This window comes from uncultured Bacteroides sp. (genome assembly GCF_958445495.1).
In the GTDB taxonomy this organism is placed as follows: Bacteria; Bacteroidota; Bacteroidia; order Bacteroidales; family Bacteroidaceae; genus Bacteroides.
In genome coordinates, this window is the sequence record NZ_CAUCSQ010000033.1 from 1 (window position 1) to 16,041 (window position 16,041).

At 41.7% G+C, this 16,041-nt stretch carries 11 protein-coding genes; 7 read left to right on the forward strand and 4 right to left on the reverse strand.

What is annotated here, in order from left to right; genetic code table 11:
* Nucleotides 1–69: 69 nt before the first annotated feature.
* The 4 genes from Q5076_RS11755 to Q5076_RS11770 are packed head-to-tail and all read left to right on the forward strand — an operon-like array spanning nucleotide 70 to nucleotide 5,969.
* Nucleotides 70–1,416, forward strand: a complete 1,347-nt coding sequence (locus Q5076_RS11755) for a TolC family protein (protein ID WP_303013497.1) — start codon at nucleotides 70–72, stop codon at nucleotides 1,414–1,416.
* 34 nt (nucleotides 1,417–1,450) lie between these two features.
* Complete coding sequence (locus tag Q5076_RS11760; protein ID WP_303013500.1) at nucleotides 1,451–2,470, forward strand: efflux RND transporter periplasmic adaptor subunit; 1,020 nt, start codon at nucleotides 1,451–1,453, stop codon at nucleotides 2,468–2,470.
* 36 nt (nucleotides 2,471–2,506) lie between these two features.
* On the forward strand, nucleotides 2,507–5,665 hold the full coding sequence (locus Q5076_RS11765; RefSeq protein ID WP_303013502.1) for an efflux RND transporter permease subunit: 3,159 nt from the start codon (nucleotides 2,507–2,509) through the stop codon (nucleotides 5,663–5,665).
* 10 nt (nucleotides 5,666–5,675) lie between these two features.
* On the forward strand, nucleotides 5,676–5,969 hold the full coding sequence (locus tag Q5076_RS11770) for a PG0541 family transporter-associated protein (protein WP_005675458.1): 294 nt from the start codon (nucleotides 5,676–5,678) through the stop codon (nucleotides 5,967–5,969).
* A gap of 432 nt (nucleotides 5,970–6,401) precedes the next feature.
* On the opposite strand, the gene Q5076_RS11775 is transcribed toward Q5076_RS11770, so the two are convergent.
* From Q5076_RS11775 to Q5076_RS11790, 4 genes are read right to left on the reverse strand one after another with little or no spacing between them, the layout of a single operon-like run.
* Nucleotides 6,402–7,331: a hypothetical protein gene (locus Q5076_RS11775; protein WP_303013505.1), complete on the reverse strand. Its 930-nt coding sequence runs from the start codon at nucleotides 7,329–7,331 to the stop codon at nucleotides 6,402–6,404.
* A gap of 32 nt (nucleotides 7,332–7,363) precedes the next feature.
* Nucleotides 7,364–8,986 (reverse strand): O-antigen ligase family protein, encoded by a 1,623-nt coding sequence (locus tag Q5076_RS11780; protein ID WP_303013508.1) that lies wholly within the window; start codon nucleotides 8,984–8,986, stop codon nucleotides 7,364–7,366.
* 12 nt (nucleotides 8,987–8,998) lie between these two features.
* Nucleotides 8,999–10,297 carry a hypothetical protein gene (locus Q5076_RS11785; protein WP_303013511.1) on the reverse strand — a complete coding sequence of 433 codons (1,299 nt, stop codon included), beginning with the start codon at nucleotides 10,295–10,297 and terminating at the stop codon, nucleotides 8,999–9,001.
* A gap of 21 nt (nucleotides 10,298–10,318) precedes the next feature.
* The gene (locus Q5076_RS11790) at nucleotides 10,319–11,866 is read right to left on the reverse strand and encodes a transglutaminase domain-containing protein (RefSeq protein WP_303013513.1); all 1,548 of its coding nucleotides are present in this window, start codon (nucleotides 11,864–11,866) and stop codon (nucleotides 10,319–10,321) included.
* A 275-nt stretch (nucleotides 11,867–12,141) separates the two neighbouring features.
* Here Q5076_RS11790 and Q5076_RS11795 point away from each other — a divergent pair, with 275 nt between their 5' ends.
* From Q5076_RS11795 to Q5076_RS11805, 3 genes are read left to right on the forward strand one after another with little or no spacing between them, the layout of a single operon-like run.
* The gene (locus Q5076_RS11795) at nucleotides 12,142–13,533 is read left to right on the forward strand and encodes an SGNH/GDSL hydrolase family protein (protein ID WP_303013516.1); all 1,392 of its coding nucleotides are present in this window, start codon (nucleotides 12,142–12,144) and stop codon (nucleotides 13,531–13,533) included.
* Complete coding sequence (locus Q5076_RS11800; RefSeq protein WP_303013576.1) at nucleotides 13,520–14,437, forward strand: SGNH/GDSL hydrolase family protein; 918 nt, start codon at nucleotides 13,520–13,522, stop codon at nucleotides 14,435–14,437. Before Q5076_RS11795 ends, Q5076_RS11800 begins: the two co-directional genes overlap by 14 nt.
* Nucleotides 14,424–15,911, forward strand: a complete 1,488-nt coding sequence (locus Q5076_RS11805) for an MBOAT family protein (RefSeq protein WP_303013518.1) — start codon at nucleotides 14,424–14,426, stop codon at nucleotides 15,909–15,911. The genes Q5076_RS11800 and Q5076_RS11805 overlap by 14 nt, the downstream gene beginning before the upstream one ends.
* Nucleotides 15,912–16,041 lie beyond the last annotated feature (130 nt).

The following is a 16,041-nucleotide window of genomic DNA, read 5'->3' on the forward strand; positions in this document are numbered from 1 at the left end:
AAAGAGTTCTGCTGTCTGATACAAGAGGATAAATTGAATTGATAGAACTCACCATTAGAAATTGATTTTATGAACAGAATGAAAAAAATGGCGGGTAGGAAGGCGCTGCTGACAGTTGTGACGCTCTGCGCATTCGGTTTTACGCGGGCGCAGGAAATGCAGGTAGTGAAGGATACCCTGACCTTGACTCTGGACAAAGCCTTGGAAATTGCGTTGGATGAGAATCCTACGATAAAGGTGGCGGAAGAGGAAATTGCCTTAAAAAAAGTAGCCGGAAAAGAGGCTTGGCAGAGTTTGTTGCCGGAAGCAAGCATTACCGGATCGTTGGACCATACGATTAGGGCCGCTGAAATGAAATTGAACGACATGTCGTTCAAAATGGGGCAGGATGGAACCAATACCGCCAATGGCGGGTTGAGTATAAACTTGCCTTTGTTTGCGCCGGCCGTCTATCGGACCATGTCAATGACAAAGACAGATATCGAACTGGCAGTGGAAAAGTCGCGCGGTTCCAGACTGGACCTGGTGAATCAGGTCAGTAAAGCTTATTATCAATTGATGCTTGCGCAGGATAGTTATGAGGTACTGTTGGGGAGTTATAAGCTGGCTGAGGATAATTTCAACATAGTCAATGCCAAGTACCAGCAAGGGTCGGTGAGCGAGTATGATAAAATTAGCGCTGAGGTGCAGATGCGCAGCATTAAGCCGAATGTGATTTCAGCGGCCAATGCAGTGACGTTGGCAAAATTACAGTTGAAAGTGTTGATGGGGATTACTGCCGATGTGGAACTTAAAACAGATGACAATCTGACGAATTATGAAGCGGATTTATTCGCCGACCAATTGAAAGATGAAGGAGTCGGGTTGGAGAATAACACTACCATGAAACAGTTGGACTTGAACATGAAAATCTTGGAGAAGAACCTGAAAATAGCAAAAACAGGTTTTATTCCTACTTTATCGGTCAGTTTCTCGTATAACTACCAGTCTTTGTATAATCCCAATATCAATTTTTTCGAATATAACTGGAGTAACAGCTCCAGCCTGATGTTTAACCTGAGTATTCCTTTGTATAAAGCGAGTAATTTTACGAAAATGAAATCCGCCCGTATCCAAATGCGGCAGCTTGACTGGAACCGTGTTGATACGGAAAGGAAATTGAATATGCAGATAGTGAGCTATCGCAATAATATGGCGGCCAGTACGGAACAGGTAGTCAGTAATAAGGAAAATGTGAGACAGGCGGAGAAAGCGGTATTGATTGCCGGCAAACGTTATGATGTAGGAAAAGGAACCGTGCTTGAGTTGAATAGCTCGCAAGTATCGCTGACACAGGCACAGCTCACTTACAATCAATCTATTTATGATTACCTGGTTGCCAAGGCAGACCTCGATCAGATTTTGGGAAAAGAATAAAAGAGTAGACAACTAAAATTATAACTAAAGGAATATGAAGAAAAGTATCCGATTTATAGCCCTGCTGTTGGCTGTGCTTGTGGGGGCATGTACGGGTGGAAAAGAGAAAACCGCCGCGAAAGAAGAGACTGAAAAGCCAAGAGTGAAAGTAGCCGGTGTGTCAGCCCGCCCCGTAGAGCAGATTCAGGAATATACGGCAACGGTGGAGGCGGACGTGAAAAACAACATCGCTCCTTCTTCTCCGGTACGTATTGACCGGATTTTCGTAGAAGTGGGCGACCCCGTGTCCAAAGGCCAGAAATTGGTACAGATGGATGCGGCTAATCTGAAACAGACGAAGCTTCAACTGGACAATCAGGAAATAGAATTCAAACGTATTGATGAATTATATAAGGTAGGTGGTGCGTCCAAATCGGAATGGGATGCTTCGAAGATGCAGTTGGACGTGAAGGAAACAGCTTATAAGAATTTGTTGGAAAACACCGCCTTGTTAAGCCCGATTAATGGAGTCGTCACTGCGCGTAACTATGATAATGGGGATATGTATAGCGGCGGCAATCCGGTGCTGGTCGTAGAACAGATTACTCCGGTCAAGCTGATGATTAATGTGTCTGAAACTTATTTCACACAAGTAAAGAAAGGGGCGCCGGTAGATATCAGGTTGGATGTGTATGGAGATGAACTGTTCAAAGGAACTATCAGCCTGGTCTATCCCACGATAGATGCCACAACCCGTACATTCCCTGTAGAAATCAAGCTGGAGAACAAAGACCAGCGTGTGCGTCCGGGAATGTTTGCCCGTGCTACGCTGAACTTTGGCACGGTAGATAATGTCGTAGTGCCCGACCTTGCCATAGTGAAGCAGGCAGGTTCCGGTGACCGTTATGTATATGTCTACAAAGACGGCAAGGTAACCTATAATAAAGTGGAGCTGGGCAGGCGCATGGGAACGGAGTACGAACTCAAATCCGGCGTACCGGACAATTCGCAGGTCGTAGTCGCCGGCCAGTCACGTCTGATGGACGGTATAGAGGTAGAGTTGGAGAAACAATAATTCTCCGTTTTCCATTAATTAATATCCATTAAAGAAATGAGTTTATACGAAGGTGCGGTTAAAAAACCGATTATGACCTCCCTCTGCTTTCTTGCAGTGGTGATATTTGGTCTTTTCTCCTTGTCGAAGTTGCCTATTGATTTGTATCCGGACATTGATACGAATACAATCATGGTCATGACCGCTTATCCGGGAGCGAGTGCCTCGGATATAGAAAACAACGTAACTCGCCCGTTGGAGAACACTCTGAATGCGGTGAGCGATTTGAAACATATCACTTCCCGCTCTTCTGAGAACATGTCGTTGATTACGCTGGAGTTCGAATTTGGCAATGATATCGATGTTTTGACGAATGACGTGCGCGATAAGCTGGACATGGTAAGTTCGGAACTTCCCGATGATGTCGAGAACCCGATTATCTTCAAGTTCAGCACGGACATGATTCCCATCGTGCTGCTTTCCGTGCAGGCAAAAGAGAGCCAGTCCGCCCTTTATAAAATATTGGACGACCGTGTGGTAAATCCTTTGGCGCGTATTCCCGGTGTGGGTACGGTGTCTATCAGCGGCGCGCCGCAACGCGAGATTCAAGTATATTGCGACCCGAATAAACTGGAAGCGTACAACCTGACCATTGAGACAATCAGTTCGATTATCGGAGCCGAGAATAAGAATATCCCCGGCGGTAACTTCGATATCGGCAGTGAAACATATTCATTGCGCGTGGAAGGAGAATTCGACGATTCCCGCCAGTTGGCCGATGTGGTAGTGGGCACATACAATGGGGCCAATGTCTTTCTGCGCGATGTTGCCCGGATTGTCGATACGGTGGAAGAGCGTGCGCAGGAAACCTATAATAATGGTGTCCAGGGCGCTATGATTGTCGTTCAGAAACAGACGGGAGCCAATTCCGTCGAGATTTCCCGCAAAGTGGCGGAAGCCCTTCCGCGTTTGCAGAAGAATTTGCCGAGTGATGTGAAGCTGGGGGTGATTGTCGATACTTCAGACAATATCCTGAACACGATTGACAGCTTGGCGGAAACCGTCCTGTATGCCTTGCTGTTCGTTGTTATCGTCGTGTTCCTTTTCTTAGGACGCTGGCGTGCGACGTTGATTATCTGCATCACCATCCCTCTTTCGCTAATCGCTTCCTTTATCTATCTTGCGATTTCGGGGAATACGATTAACATCATTTCGCTTTCGTCCCTTTCCATTGCAATCGGTATGGTGGTCGATGATGCGATTGTGGTGCTTGAGAATGTGACAACACATATCGAACGCGGTTCCGACCCGAAACAGGCGGCAGTGCACGGTACGAATGAAGTGGCAATTTCCGTAATTGCCTCTACGCTGACTATGATTGCCGTGTTCTTCCCGTTGACGATGGTAAGCGGCATGTCCGGCGTGCTTTTCAAACAATTGGGTTGGATGATGTGCGCCATCATGTTTATTTCCACTGTCGCCGCTTTGTCATTGACCCCGATGCTCTGTTCGCAACTGCTTCGCTTGCAGAAGAAACCGTCGAAAATGTTCAAGCTCTTCTTTACTCCGATAGAAAAGGTGTTGGACGGGCTGGACATCTGGTATGCGAAAATGTTGAATTGGGCGGTACGCCATCGTCCGGTCGTTATTGTGGGATGTATCGCTTTCTTTATAATCAGTCTGCTCTGTGCGAAAGGCATCGGTACGGAATTCTTTCCGGCACAGGATAATGCCCGTATTGCAGTACAACTGGAGTTGCCGATAGGTACACGTAAAGAGATAGCGCAGGAACTTTCGGAAAAGTTGACCAATCAGTGGCTGACTAAGTATAAAGACATCATGAAAGTATGCAACTATACGGTCGGTCAGGCTGATTCGGACAATACATGGGCTTCCATGCAGGACAATGGTTCCCATATAATCTCTTTCAATATTAGCCTGGTAGACCCGGGCGACCGCGATATCACTTTGGAGAAAGTTTGTGACGAGATGCGTGAAGATTTGAAAGCCTATCCTGAATTCAGCAAGGCGCAGGTAATCCTCGGAGGTAGCAATACCGGCATGTCTGCCCAGGCAAGCGCCGACTTCGAAGTTTACGGATATGACATGGCAACCACCGACAGCGTGGCAGCCCGTCTGAAACGCGACTTGTTGAAAGTAAAAGGAGTGTCCGAAGTCAATATCAGCCGTAGCGATTACCAACCGGAATATCAGGTTGACTTCGACCGTGAGAAACTTGCCATGCATGGGCTGAATCTGGCTACGGCGGGCAATTACTTGCGTAACCGCATCAATGGTGCGGTCGCTTCCAAATACCGTGAAGATGGAGATGAGTATGATATAAAAGTACGCTATGCTCCTGAGTTCCGCACGAGCCTGGAAAGTATAGAGAACATTCTTATTTATAATAGTAAGGGTGAGTCGGTCCGGGTGAAAGACTTGGGAAAAGTTGTGGAGCGTTTCGCACCTCCCACGATTGAGCGTAAAGACCGGGAACGTATCGTGACCGTTTCCGCCGTGATTTCCGGTGCTCCTTTGGGAGACGTGGTAGCTGCCGGCAATAATATCATTGATAAGATGGAACTTCCGGGTGAAGTGACGATTCAAATTTCCGGTTCGTATGAAGACCAGCAGGATTCGTTCCGTGATTTGGGAACGCTCGGCATTCTGATTGTCATTCTTGTGTTTATCGTAATGGCGGCACAGTTCGAATCACTCACCTATCCGTTTATCATCATGTTCTCTCTGCCGTTCGCCTTCAGCGGTGTTTTGATGGCCTTGTTCTTTACCGGCAGCACGTTGAGCGTGATGAGTCTGCTTGGAGGTATCATGTTGATTGGTATCGTGGTGAAAAACGGTATTGTGCTCATCGATTATATTACTCTTTGCCGGGAGCGTGGACTTGCGGTAATCAATTCCGTGGTCACTTCCGGCAAGAGCCGTCTTCGTCCCGTATTGATGACTACCGCTACTACTGTTCTCGGTATGATTCCGATGGCTATCGGCGGCGGTCAGGGTTCTGAAATGTGGAGTCCGATGGCGATTGCCGTAATCGGTGGTCTGACAGTATCTACCGTGTTGACATTGATTTTGATTCCTACTTTATATTGCGTATTTGCAGGAACAGGTATCAAGAACCAGCGTCGCAAACTTCGCCGTAAACGCGATTTGGATGTTTACTTCCAGGAGAATAAAGGCAGCATTATTAAGAAATAACAAAAGAAATATGAAATCAGTATTGATAACATTCGACCAGGCTTATTACGAACGAATCATGGCATTGCTCGACCGTTTGGGTTGTCGTGGTTTTACTTACTTGGAAAAAGTACAGGGACGCGGTTCGAAGACAGGCGATCCGCATTTCGGAAGCCATGCCTGGCCAAGTATGTGTTCAGCTATCCTGACAGTAGTAGACGACAGCAAAGTCGATCCGTTGCTGGACACCTTGCATAAGATGGACTTACAGACGGAGCAATTAGGCTTACGCGCATTTGTGTGGAACATTGAACGGACCATTTAATATTATTTTGAAATAGAATTCAGGTAATTGTGTGATGCCGGAAGTAGCTTAAGTAGTTTTCTTCCGGCATTCATTTTATCTAGGATGTATAGGTGGTAAATCTTCTATTGTATAAATTCTGTCTCCATACTTTATATAGTTCACCCCTTTAGGAACGTATAATAGACGAGTTGCTGTTTGTTCACTTTTGCAAAGAGCAAAGTACATGATTTTATGATAGACTGTCAATTCTAGTGTATCATCGTTTTGTGTCGTAATCACACTTGTCAAGTAAGAAATAGAATTACCAGCAGTAATATCTAATATCCTTAATTCATCATTGTAACGTAGTGATATAAGCGTATAATTCCTTATCGAAAAGATAAAAGGGGTACAAATTAGAACTATGATAATGATAACTATGATTATATTTTTCTTTTTCATAATTATAAGTTAGTGATTTCTAATATAATTTGCAAGTGACTTTGGTGTTATCCAATCATAAATACTAATGTGTTTATTTGCATCAACAATATTCCATACTCCAACAGAATATCCAGCACAATTATAATCGGCAGACCAGTCGATATTGCTGCTGTCTTCATTGTAATCCAATATGTTTTGAAAGCCATAATAATGTATACTTTTAGACATACTTTCGTCAGCATGATAGTCTAGTTCTTCATTAACCCAATACTCTTGACTTCCTTTATTTCCAAAGAGAGAGAAAGTAACTCTTTCTTCACTTGTTTCAATCTCAATCCAGGCGTGCCCTATAAAATAAGATGAACTAGAGTCGAAATCTTTAGTAGTTTTAATAAAGATTTCGCCAAAATCATAAAAATCATGGTAGTCGCTACTATTTTCTAAGGCATAGTAAAGATTTTCGGCACTTCCGTCTGGCACTTCTTTTTTTAATAGGGCTGTCATTTCTCCTTCAGTGCTTCGAGATCGAGGTATTCCGTTGTTATATAAATTAATATCATAAACTTTCATTTTCTTTGAAATATTACTCCTAGTAGATAGATCATTTTTTGATATTTCTGTTACATAGGGCTTTATTTTATATTTGTTTACAACTCCGACGATCACCCGTTTTTTTTCTTTTGAACAGACTAGAGGTACTGTAATCATTTTATTGCCATCTTTTTCTACCCATTTCAAATTGTTCCATGCTGGAAAACCAAAATTATATAAGAAACTATTCCTAAGAAGTCCCGAACGATTAAACTCTTTTTTTACTTCTTCTTTGAACATCTGTTCATACTGTTCTTGAGTATATGTTCGTGCTATAGAAGATGTTTCGTCTTCATTTACACAGCTAAACATGAATACACAACAACTAATAATAATACTTAATGTAATAATCCAATTAGTTTTCATACACTACTTTTTTAGTTAAATAAATAATTTAATTATAATAATGAAATATTCTGCTTGCTTAAAAATGCACGTATTTCAGCTTGTATAAAGTTGATTTTGTTTGATGGAATTTTTACTGGTTTATTTATTATTATTTTTGCAATATTCTTTGCATTTTCTATTTTTCCGATTGTTTTATATAACTGAAATAACTCATATAATGGAATAAAACGAACAGGACACATATACGAGGCTTGTTTCCAATATTTTTCCGATGCCTCAAAGTCACCTATTCTCATGTAGCTGTCTGCGAGTAAGATTACCAAATCATAATCAATCCAATACTTTTTACAGAGATTTGCGATTTTGATGCTTTCCCAATAGTGCTTTGCATAATATAGTTCGGCTGCATAATTATAAAGAAATCGGGCATCCTCTTTTAAAGAAGTTGATTCTAACAATTGCTGATATTGTGCAAGCATTAATTCAGGTGATTCTGTTAAAGCTTTTTTAGAGATTTTATTCCATTTAATTTGTTGATACATGTTATTCCCTGTGACAATACAAATTATTAGGGAAAGAATTAATAGAACTTTATGAGTATAATACTTAAATATTAGTGAAAAATTCTTTAGATAATCTGCGTTACTGAATAGTATATATAAACTCAATATTCCTAATAACCAAACGAAAAAGTATGATATAGGATAAGAAAAACAAGCAAAAATTGCAATATTAGCCAAACATAATAGGGCGGTTTGTGATTCTCTACATTGATTCTTCCTATATGCTTTCATTATGGTAATGAAGAATCCCCCCAATATGAGTATCCCTATAATACCATAATTAACTACACATAACAAGTATTCATTAAATGGGTGAGTTATATTATCTGCTAGCATAAGATAATGGCTATCAGGGTGATGCCGGAAGTAATCTGCTTGATAATACATATAATTAGCACGAAAGCCACCTGTCCCAAATCCTAAAATAGGTTTGTCTTTTATCATTTCCCAAGTACATTTCCAAATCAAAAGTCTTCCATCCGCTGAATCTTTCTTGATAAAATATGACAAGATTAATGCCATGATGATCCCTAACATAAATAGAAATATCGTTCTCTTAGAATATCGAATGCGTATGGATAAATTCATGCAAGCTATAACTAAAATGCAAATATATGCAGTTCTTGATTTAGAAATGAGGATACAAATAACAATAAAAAAAAGGATTATAGTTGATATGCTTTTAATTGCAGGAGAATAATTATAATTCTCTTTAAGGTACAAAATAAAGGGTATACAACAACATAATGCAAGTGTGAATCCTGCCGGATTATCGAAACTGCCTGTCATTTGGAAAATTTTTGGACATGAAATCCATTCATGGTACTGCAATCCACCATGTATCAATAGTATTCCACTAACTCCCAATAAACAGAAACTTGTTCTTTTAAAAAATAAATTCGTGTTCCAAATACAATAATATCTTAATATGCGCCAAATGCAATAAAGCCCAATGAGAATACTAATCACAAATAAGAAACTATTAAATTTAGAAAATGTTTCTATCCGAAAAAACTGTGATAAGTCTATAAGCATAGATAAAATACAATAGCTTATAAATATGGCTGTGGCACCATACTCTTTTGTAGATTTCTCAACACTGTATTTCATTATAATTGCACCTTAAAATTTTATAATTTGTTTGTCTTTACTTTTCCGTTTCTCAATATCCAATTGTTTCAATAGTTGTGGTTTCCCATTGATAATATCCGATTTGATAAACTGATTCTTTCTTGATTTGTCTATGCTGATCCACTGATTGGCAACAGCTAGTCGAGTCTCATAATCTGTCAGTTCTTTTATCACTTTAGAACTGTCGGTAGAATTCACTAAGTCATAATCAAGTAAAATATCCCAGTCCTTCTCTACTTGCTTCTTTACATTATCATAGATTATGATTCTAAAATATTTTTCTAATAGAGAAGAAGGGATAATTCGGCATATACTCTTGTTTTCCTGCTCTTTGCGATTGTATTTCTCGTTCGAATGGGGCACTTTATACTTGTGCTTATACTCTTCTTGCAAGAGCTGGGAATAAGATGTTAACAATGATTCTGTTATATTTTCAGTCAGTCCTAATTTCCCTCGCTTGCATATAATGTCAAGCATCTTATTACTAGAAGATGGCTGGCTCGTTTCCAACCGAATGATGGATAAAGGTCGGTATGCCCATAAACGTGCTTCATCCTGCTTGATGCTATCACTTGTTGCTCCCGTATAACGCAAATATTCCCAATTCGCCTTTTGTTCCAGTTTATAAGCATAAACTTGTTGGTATATGTTTGCACTGTCAGTAGCAACGGTATAAAGACCATTTTTTTTCATCTGTTTGAGTAGTTCTTTGGTTTCTCTTTCGGCAATAGATTTGTTTTTTTGTATATAGTATTCTTTGATTTGCTTTGAATTGAGCGAGGTAGTAAGAACTTTTTTCTCCAATTCTTCCACTTTGGTATCTTTATTTTTGGCAAGGCATTCAATGCTGTCACATCGAGTAAGCAAAGACTCGATCTGTTTTGAAGTAAGGGCGAGCTTTTCCCGATAGAGTACATATTGTCTTAATTTTGATGTGAAAGGTCGGTAATCCTGTATGCCGCTTTTTCCTTTATTAGCTAAAATAAAATCGTTTCGTTCTAAAGGGGGAAACATGGATGCCAAGCTATCTACAGTGGGATAATACCATTTGCTTATCTCCTCCAAGGATTTTCCTTGCGTCAAGGCGAGCTGTGCCAGACTGTCGTTCCTTTTAAAGAAACTCACCAATTTTGTCATGCTCTCTTCGGAAAGATCTATATCAATTTCGTTGAGACGCATAGCGATAGTTACCGGGCTATTGTAGAGCACTGCATCTTTCTTTTTTGATTGGCAGGATATCGCCAATACTGTGATTATTATGAATATGCAAATTTTTGTAATCCGTTTCATGTTATTTATAGTTATATTTGTTTACCACCAGTACCGTGTCCCGTCTTCCATGATAATGAATGGTCGTTCTTTTCCTTCTGAATATTCGGGAATGAGACGTAGCAAAGCATTCATCGGGACATTCTTAAATACTAATTCCTCGGTATCTATCCCTGTAACTTGTTTGCCTGCCGATACCCAGTCTTTGTCCCAATAAAAAAGTTCGTATTCTTTTTTCGGACGAAAGCGTAAGTAGCGGTCTTGCTCTTTAATCACTATTCGGCGCAAATTCTTGAAGTCGGGAACCAAATGAATTTGGTGATTATAGGCATTGAGCATAGGATAACCAGCCGGAACGAATTCATCGTTTTTATAAATCATAGGCAGTATAACTGTTCCTTTTGCCATGTTTTCAAAAGTCACGGAATCATCACGAACCTTTCCCCACCAACCTGCATGCCAACGGCCGTAGTTGAACATTCCTGCATAAAGGATAGAGTCAGACTTGTCTATCGATGGAAATAGAGGAATCTTAACGTTTGCTACTTCCCAATAGTCTTTAGTAACATCTATGTAATTAACTCTTCGCATAAATCCAGGGGGGATGTTTTCTTCTTTTTCATGTATGGCGAGTGTCTCTAGTTGTTTTGAATAAGTATGCCGTATCACTTTTGCAGGTTCTCTATCCAAGTCATATTCTCTACCACTTCCCATGGAAACATCCAGTCTTCTCATTTTCATATCTGGATAAAAAACGGCATTGATAAAGTGCGCTCCGGTCGAAGTTGCCCAAAATGGGATAGTGACATAAGCTACGGGTATGGATTGCGAGCGGAGGACAAACGTTTCCAAAGATGCAACATCTTCGCAAGGACCTTTCTTACGAAATAATAGCTGCTTGGCACTTAATCGGGCAAGAGGTTCGTTTCGTTGAGGCTCCTTGCCGGTTGTAAATTTGAACCAATCTTTATAGTCGATGGCTGCGTAATCCATTACATATTCCAAAGGCTTATGTCGGAGGCTGTCTCCTAACCATCTATATCTTTCGTGGTATTCTTCCCACCAGTCAGTCACAGGTTCCACCGTTACTCGGTGGGGGAGGATATATTCGCAAAAGTCGTTCAATGGAATATCTTTATAGGGTGATTTCTTCCAGTTATCAACCGTACGATTAACATGATTGATGAGATAATTCCCGGTCAAGATGTTCATATCATAAATAATAGTGTCTTGATAGAATAAGCCTCCATATATATCACGTAGAGAATCAATGGCCGCAACGGCCGCCTTTAAGTTGGGGTAATCAAATTCCGAAAAATCTATTTTTTCCCCTGTCACAGTCTTCCAATAATAAGTTTCACTATAGTGAATATCCATATGAGCAATCAGGAATTCAATAGCTTTTATTTTAAGAGAATCATCTCTTTTGTAGAAGTAATTGAGGGCTTTTTCCAGTTCTTTACGGTTGTCTTTGGCTTTTACCAGTACATTCTCTATTTCTAGTGGATAGTTGTGTTTTTGGGGAGATAGGCATCCGCCGGTTATGATTGTAGAAATCAATATTATGATATAATAAATAATTTTGCTCATATTCGATTGATTGAGATTTCAAAAGCAAAGGTGTAATGTTATTTTGTGATATAGGTACAATAATCCTTCAAACAGGTCTGATTATTAGCCAGGAGAAGCTATTGGTCTAAATGTGAACATGGTTGACTGATTTTTATACTGATTTGTTGACAAACGCTTGTTTGGTGATAACAAGGTTTTAAAGAATTTGCACCTGCCTGCAATTATTAAGACTTTGAGTAACATCAGATTCTCTCTTTTGTCTATCTTTGCACCCGTTTCTATAACTCATCAAGATGGAAATAATAAAGAATTATCTAAAATATTCATTATGGTTTGTACTGGTTGTGTGCGTGGCTTTGTTGGGACTTCACTGGCTTCCGGCATTGACTGTTGACGGGCACACGATGAGGCGGGTAGACCTTTTGAGCGACCTTCGCTATCCGGAACCGGAGACTGCTGCCGTTGATTCGGACAGCATTCCCCTGCCTCCTGTGGTGAAACCTGCTTTTGTGGATACCTGCCGTACGGGTATGACCTGTATTGAAGATTACAGCGATTCCACCCTCCGGGGGATGACTCCTTTCTACGAAGCGCTAGACCGTCTTTCTTCCGGTGATTCCGACGACGGACAAGTACGTATTGCCGTGTTCGGCGACTCTTTTATCGAAGCCGATATATTTACGGCCGATTTGCGCGAAATGTTTCAAAAACAGTTCGGAGGTTGTGGAGTAGGTTTCGTAACCATTACCTCCATAACAAGCGGTTTCCGTCCTACGGTGCGCCACACATTTGACGGATGGTCCAGCCATGCAGTAACGGATAGTGTCTATTTCGACAAAAAGAAACAAGGAATCTCCGGACATTATTTTGTACCCCGGAATGGGGCTTATGTCGAACTGCGGGGGCAGAGCAAATATGCGTCATTGCTCGATACCTGCCAACGCGCCTCCATCTTCTTTTATAATAAAGATTCCGTTCTCCTCTCTGCCCGTGTGAATAGAGGGGAAAGTAAACAATATGCGTTCGGTCCTTCCGATAGATTGCAGCAGGTGCAGGTGGACGGACGCATCGGTTCCGTACGTTGGTCGGTGGACCGTGCCGATTCTGCCCTCTTTTACGGATTGGCAATGGATGGGAAGAAAGGAATCATCCTTGATAATTTCTCATTACGCGGCAGCTCCGGCTTGTCTTTACGCAGTATTCCGCAATCCATGTTGAAACAGTTCAACCGGTTGCGTCCTTATGACTTGGTTATTCTTGAATATGGTCTGAATGTAGCTACCGAACGCGGGCGGAATTATGACAACTATCAAAAAGGATTACTGACAGCTATCGCTCATTTGAAAGAATGTTTCCCCCAGGCGGGCATTTTACTGTTGAGTGTCGGTGACCGCGATTACAAGACGGAAAATGGAGAGTTGCGCACAATGCCGGGGGTCAAAAACCTGGTTCGTTATCAACAGAATATTGCTGCGGAAAGCGCTATCGCCTTTTGGAATATGTTTGAAGCTATGGGAGGAGATGGAAGTATGGCGGATTTGGTACATGCCAAGCCCTCGATGGCGAATTACGATTATACACATATCAATTTCCGGGGAGGCAGGTATCTGGCTGGGTTATTGTATGAAACATTAATGTATGGCAAAGAACAATACGACAGGAGGCGCGCCTATGCGGAAGAGTAAACGTTTGTCCGTTTTTATTCTCATCTTTATAGGACTGCTGGGGATACATGTTCCGTTTGGGGAAGCAATGGCGCAAGACCGGATTCCGGATTGTCCTCCGCTTGCAAAAAAACTGAAAGCCGTCAAGCCCTTGCGTGAGATAGGTTGGGTCAATGATACGGTTCCGATACAGATTTCTTTTCCTCCGGCTTTCCGTGAAGTAGGGGAGAATGAGATTGTCGACAGTATCGACCTGTTGTCTCCTGTATTTGAGCGGCTCCGTCAGATACGTGCGGGGTTTTCGGAAGATACGGTACGTATTGTCCATATCGGCGATAGCCATATCCGCGGGCATATCTTTCCGCAAACCGCAGGCATGCGTTTGACAGAAACGTTTGGGGCGGTTGTCTATACGGATATGGGGGTAAATGGAGCTACCTGTCTTACATTTACCCATCCGAAACGTATCGCCGCTATCGCCGCTTTGAAACCGGATTTATTGATTCTTTCGTTTGGAACGAATGAAAGCCATAACCGGCGTTATAATGTCAATACACATTATAGCCAGATTGACGAACTCATAAAGTTATTAAAGGGTAGCCTTCCCGATGTACCTGTTTTATTGACTACCCCCCCCGGCTCTTATGAAAGTTTCCGGTATCGGCGCCGGCGTCGCACTTATGCCGTCAACCCCCGTACGGTAACGGCCTCCGAAACTATCCGGCGTTATGCTCGAGAGCACCGTTTGTTGGTGTGGGATATGTATGATGCCGTTGGAGGGCGGCGTCGTGCATGTACCAACTGGACGGAGGCCAAGCTGATGCGTCCCGACCATGTACATTATCTGCCGGAAGGGTATATCCTGCAAGGAAATTTATTGTACCAAGCCTTAGTTAAAGCTTATAATGATTATGTTTCCCGTTGATATTGATTTTAGCCGTCTTAAAGAGGTGCTTACCTATGACCCGCAGGCACCGATGATATTTAGTAGTGGCATTTTCCTTTGGTTGTTTGCCGCATTTCTGGTCGTATATGTATGGTTGCAACATAAACATACAGCCCGTATCCTGTTTGTTACTCTCTTTTCTTATTATTTTTATTACAAGAGTAGCGGAACCTATTTCTTCCTGTTGGCTCTTGTGACTGTTTGTGATTTTTTCCTGGCGCAACTGATGGCGCGTTCCGAAAAGCGCTGGAAGCGTAAAGGACTGGTGGTGCTGAGCTTAGGAGTGAATCTCGGTTTGCTTGTTTATTTTAAATATACGAATTTCTTAGGCGGAGTGATTGCTTCTCTGATGGGAGGGGAGTTTACGGCATTGGATATATTCTTGCCGGTGGGTATTTCATTTTTTACTTTCCAGTCGTTAAGCTATACCATCGATGTCTACCGGAAAGAGATAAAACCGCTGGACAGCCTGCTCGATTATGCTTTTTACGTTTCTTTCTTTCCTCAACTGGTTGCGGGGCCCATCGTCCGTGCACGTGATTTTATTCCACAGATACGCAAGCCTCTTTTTGTATCTCAGGAAATGTTCGGTAGGGGAATTTTTCTGATATTCTCCGGCTTGTTTAAGAAAGCGGTGATTTCCGATTATATCAGCATTAATTTTGTAGAACGCATTTTTGATAATCCTACTCTTTATTCGGGCGTTGAGAACCTGATGGGAATATATGGATATGCCTTGCAAATCTATTGTGACTTTTCAGGTTACAGCGACATGGCTATCGGCATTGCTTTATTGTTGGGTTTCCATTTCAATCTGAACTTTAATTCTCCCTATAAGTCGGCTTCCATTACCGAATTCTGGCGTCGTTGGCATATCTCCCTTTCCAGTTGGTTGAGGGACTATTTATATATTTCTTTAGGAGGGAACCGGAAAGGAAAAATCCGTCAATATCTGAATCTGATAATTACTATGTTCTTAGGTGGACTATGGCATGGAGCTTCCTGGAACTTTATCCTTTGGGGAACATTCCACGGCGTTGCTTTAGCGTTGCATAAAATATGGATGTCTGTCACCGGGCGTAAGAAAGGAGAGCAGAGTCACGGTTGGCGGCGTGTGTTTGGAGTGATTATTACTTTCCATTTTGTCTGTTTCTGCTGGATTTTTTTCCGTAATGCCGATTTTCAAAATTCGATGGATATGTTAGGACAGATATTCACAACTTTCCGTCCGCAACTGTTCCCGCAATTAATTGAGGGCTACTGGAAAGTTTTTGTATTGATGCTGCTCGGCTTTCTGCTTCATTTTGCTCCCGATAGTTGGGAAAATGCAATGTGCCGGGGTGTTATCCGTTTGCCGTTTGTCGGGAAAGCATTGATGATGGTCGTTTTGATTTATGTTGTCATCCAGATGAAAAGCTCGGAGATTCAACCGTTTATTTATTTCCAGTTCTAACCGGTTCCTCCGGTGTGAGGATGTGCTCCGGAAGTAATGAGTTATGTTACGGAGTATTGAATGTAATGAGACTTTAATTTTGCAACCTTGTTGCACGAATCATTCGTTACCTTTGTAACAGATTAAAAAC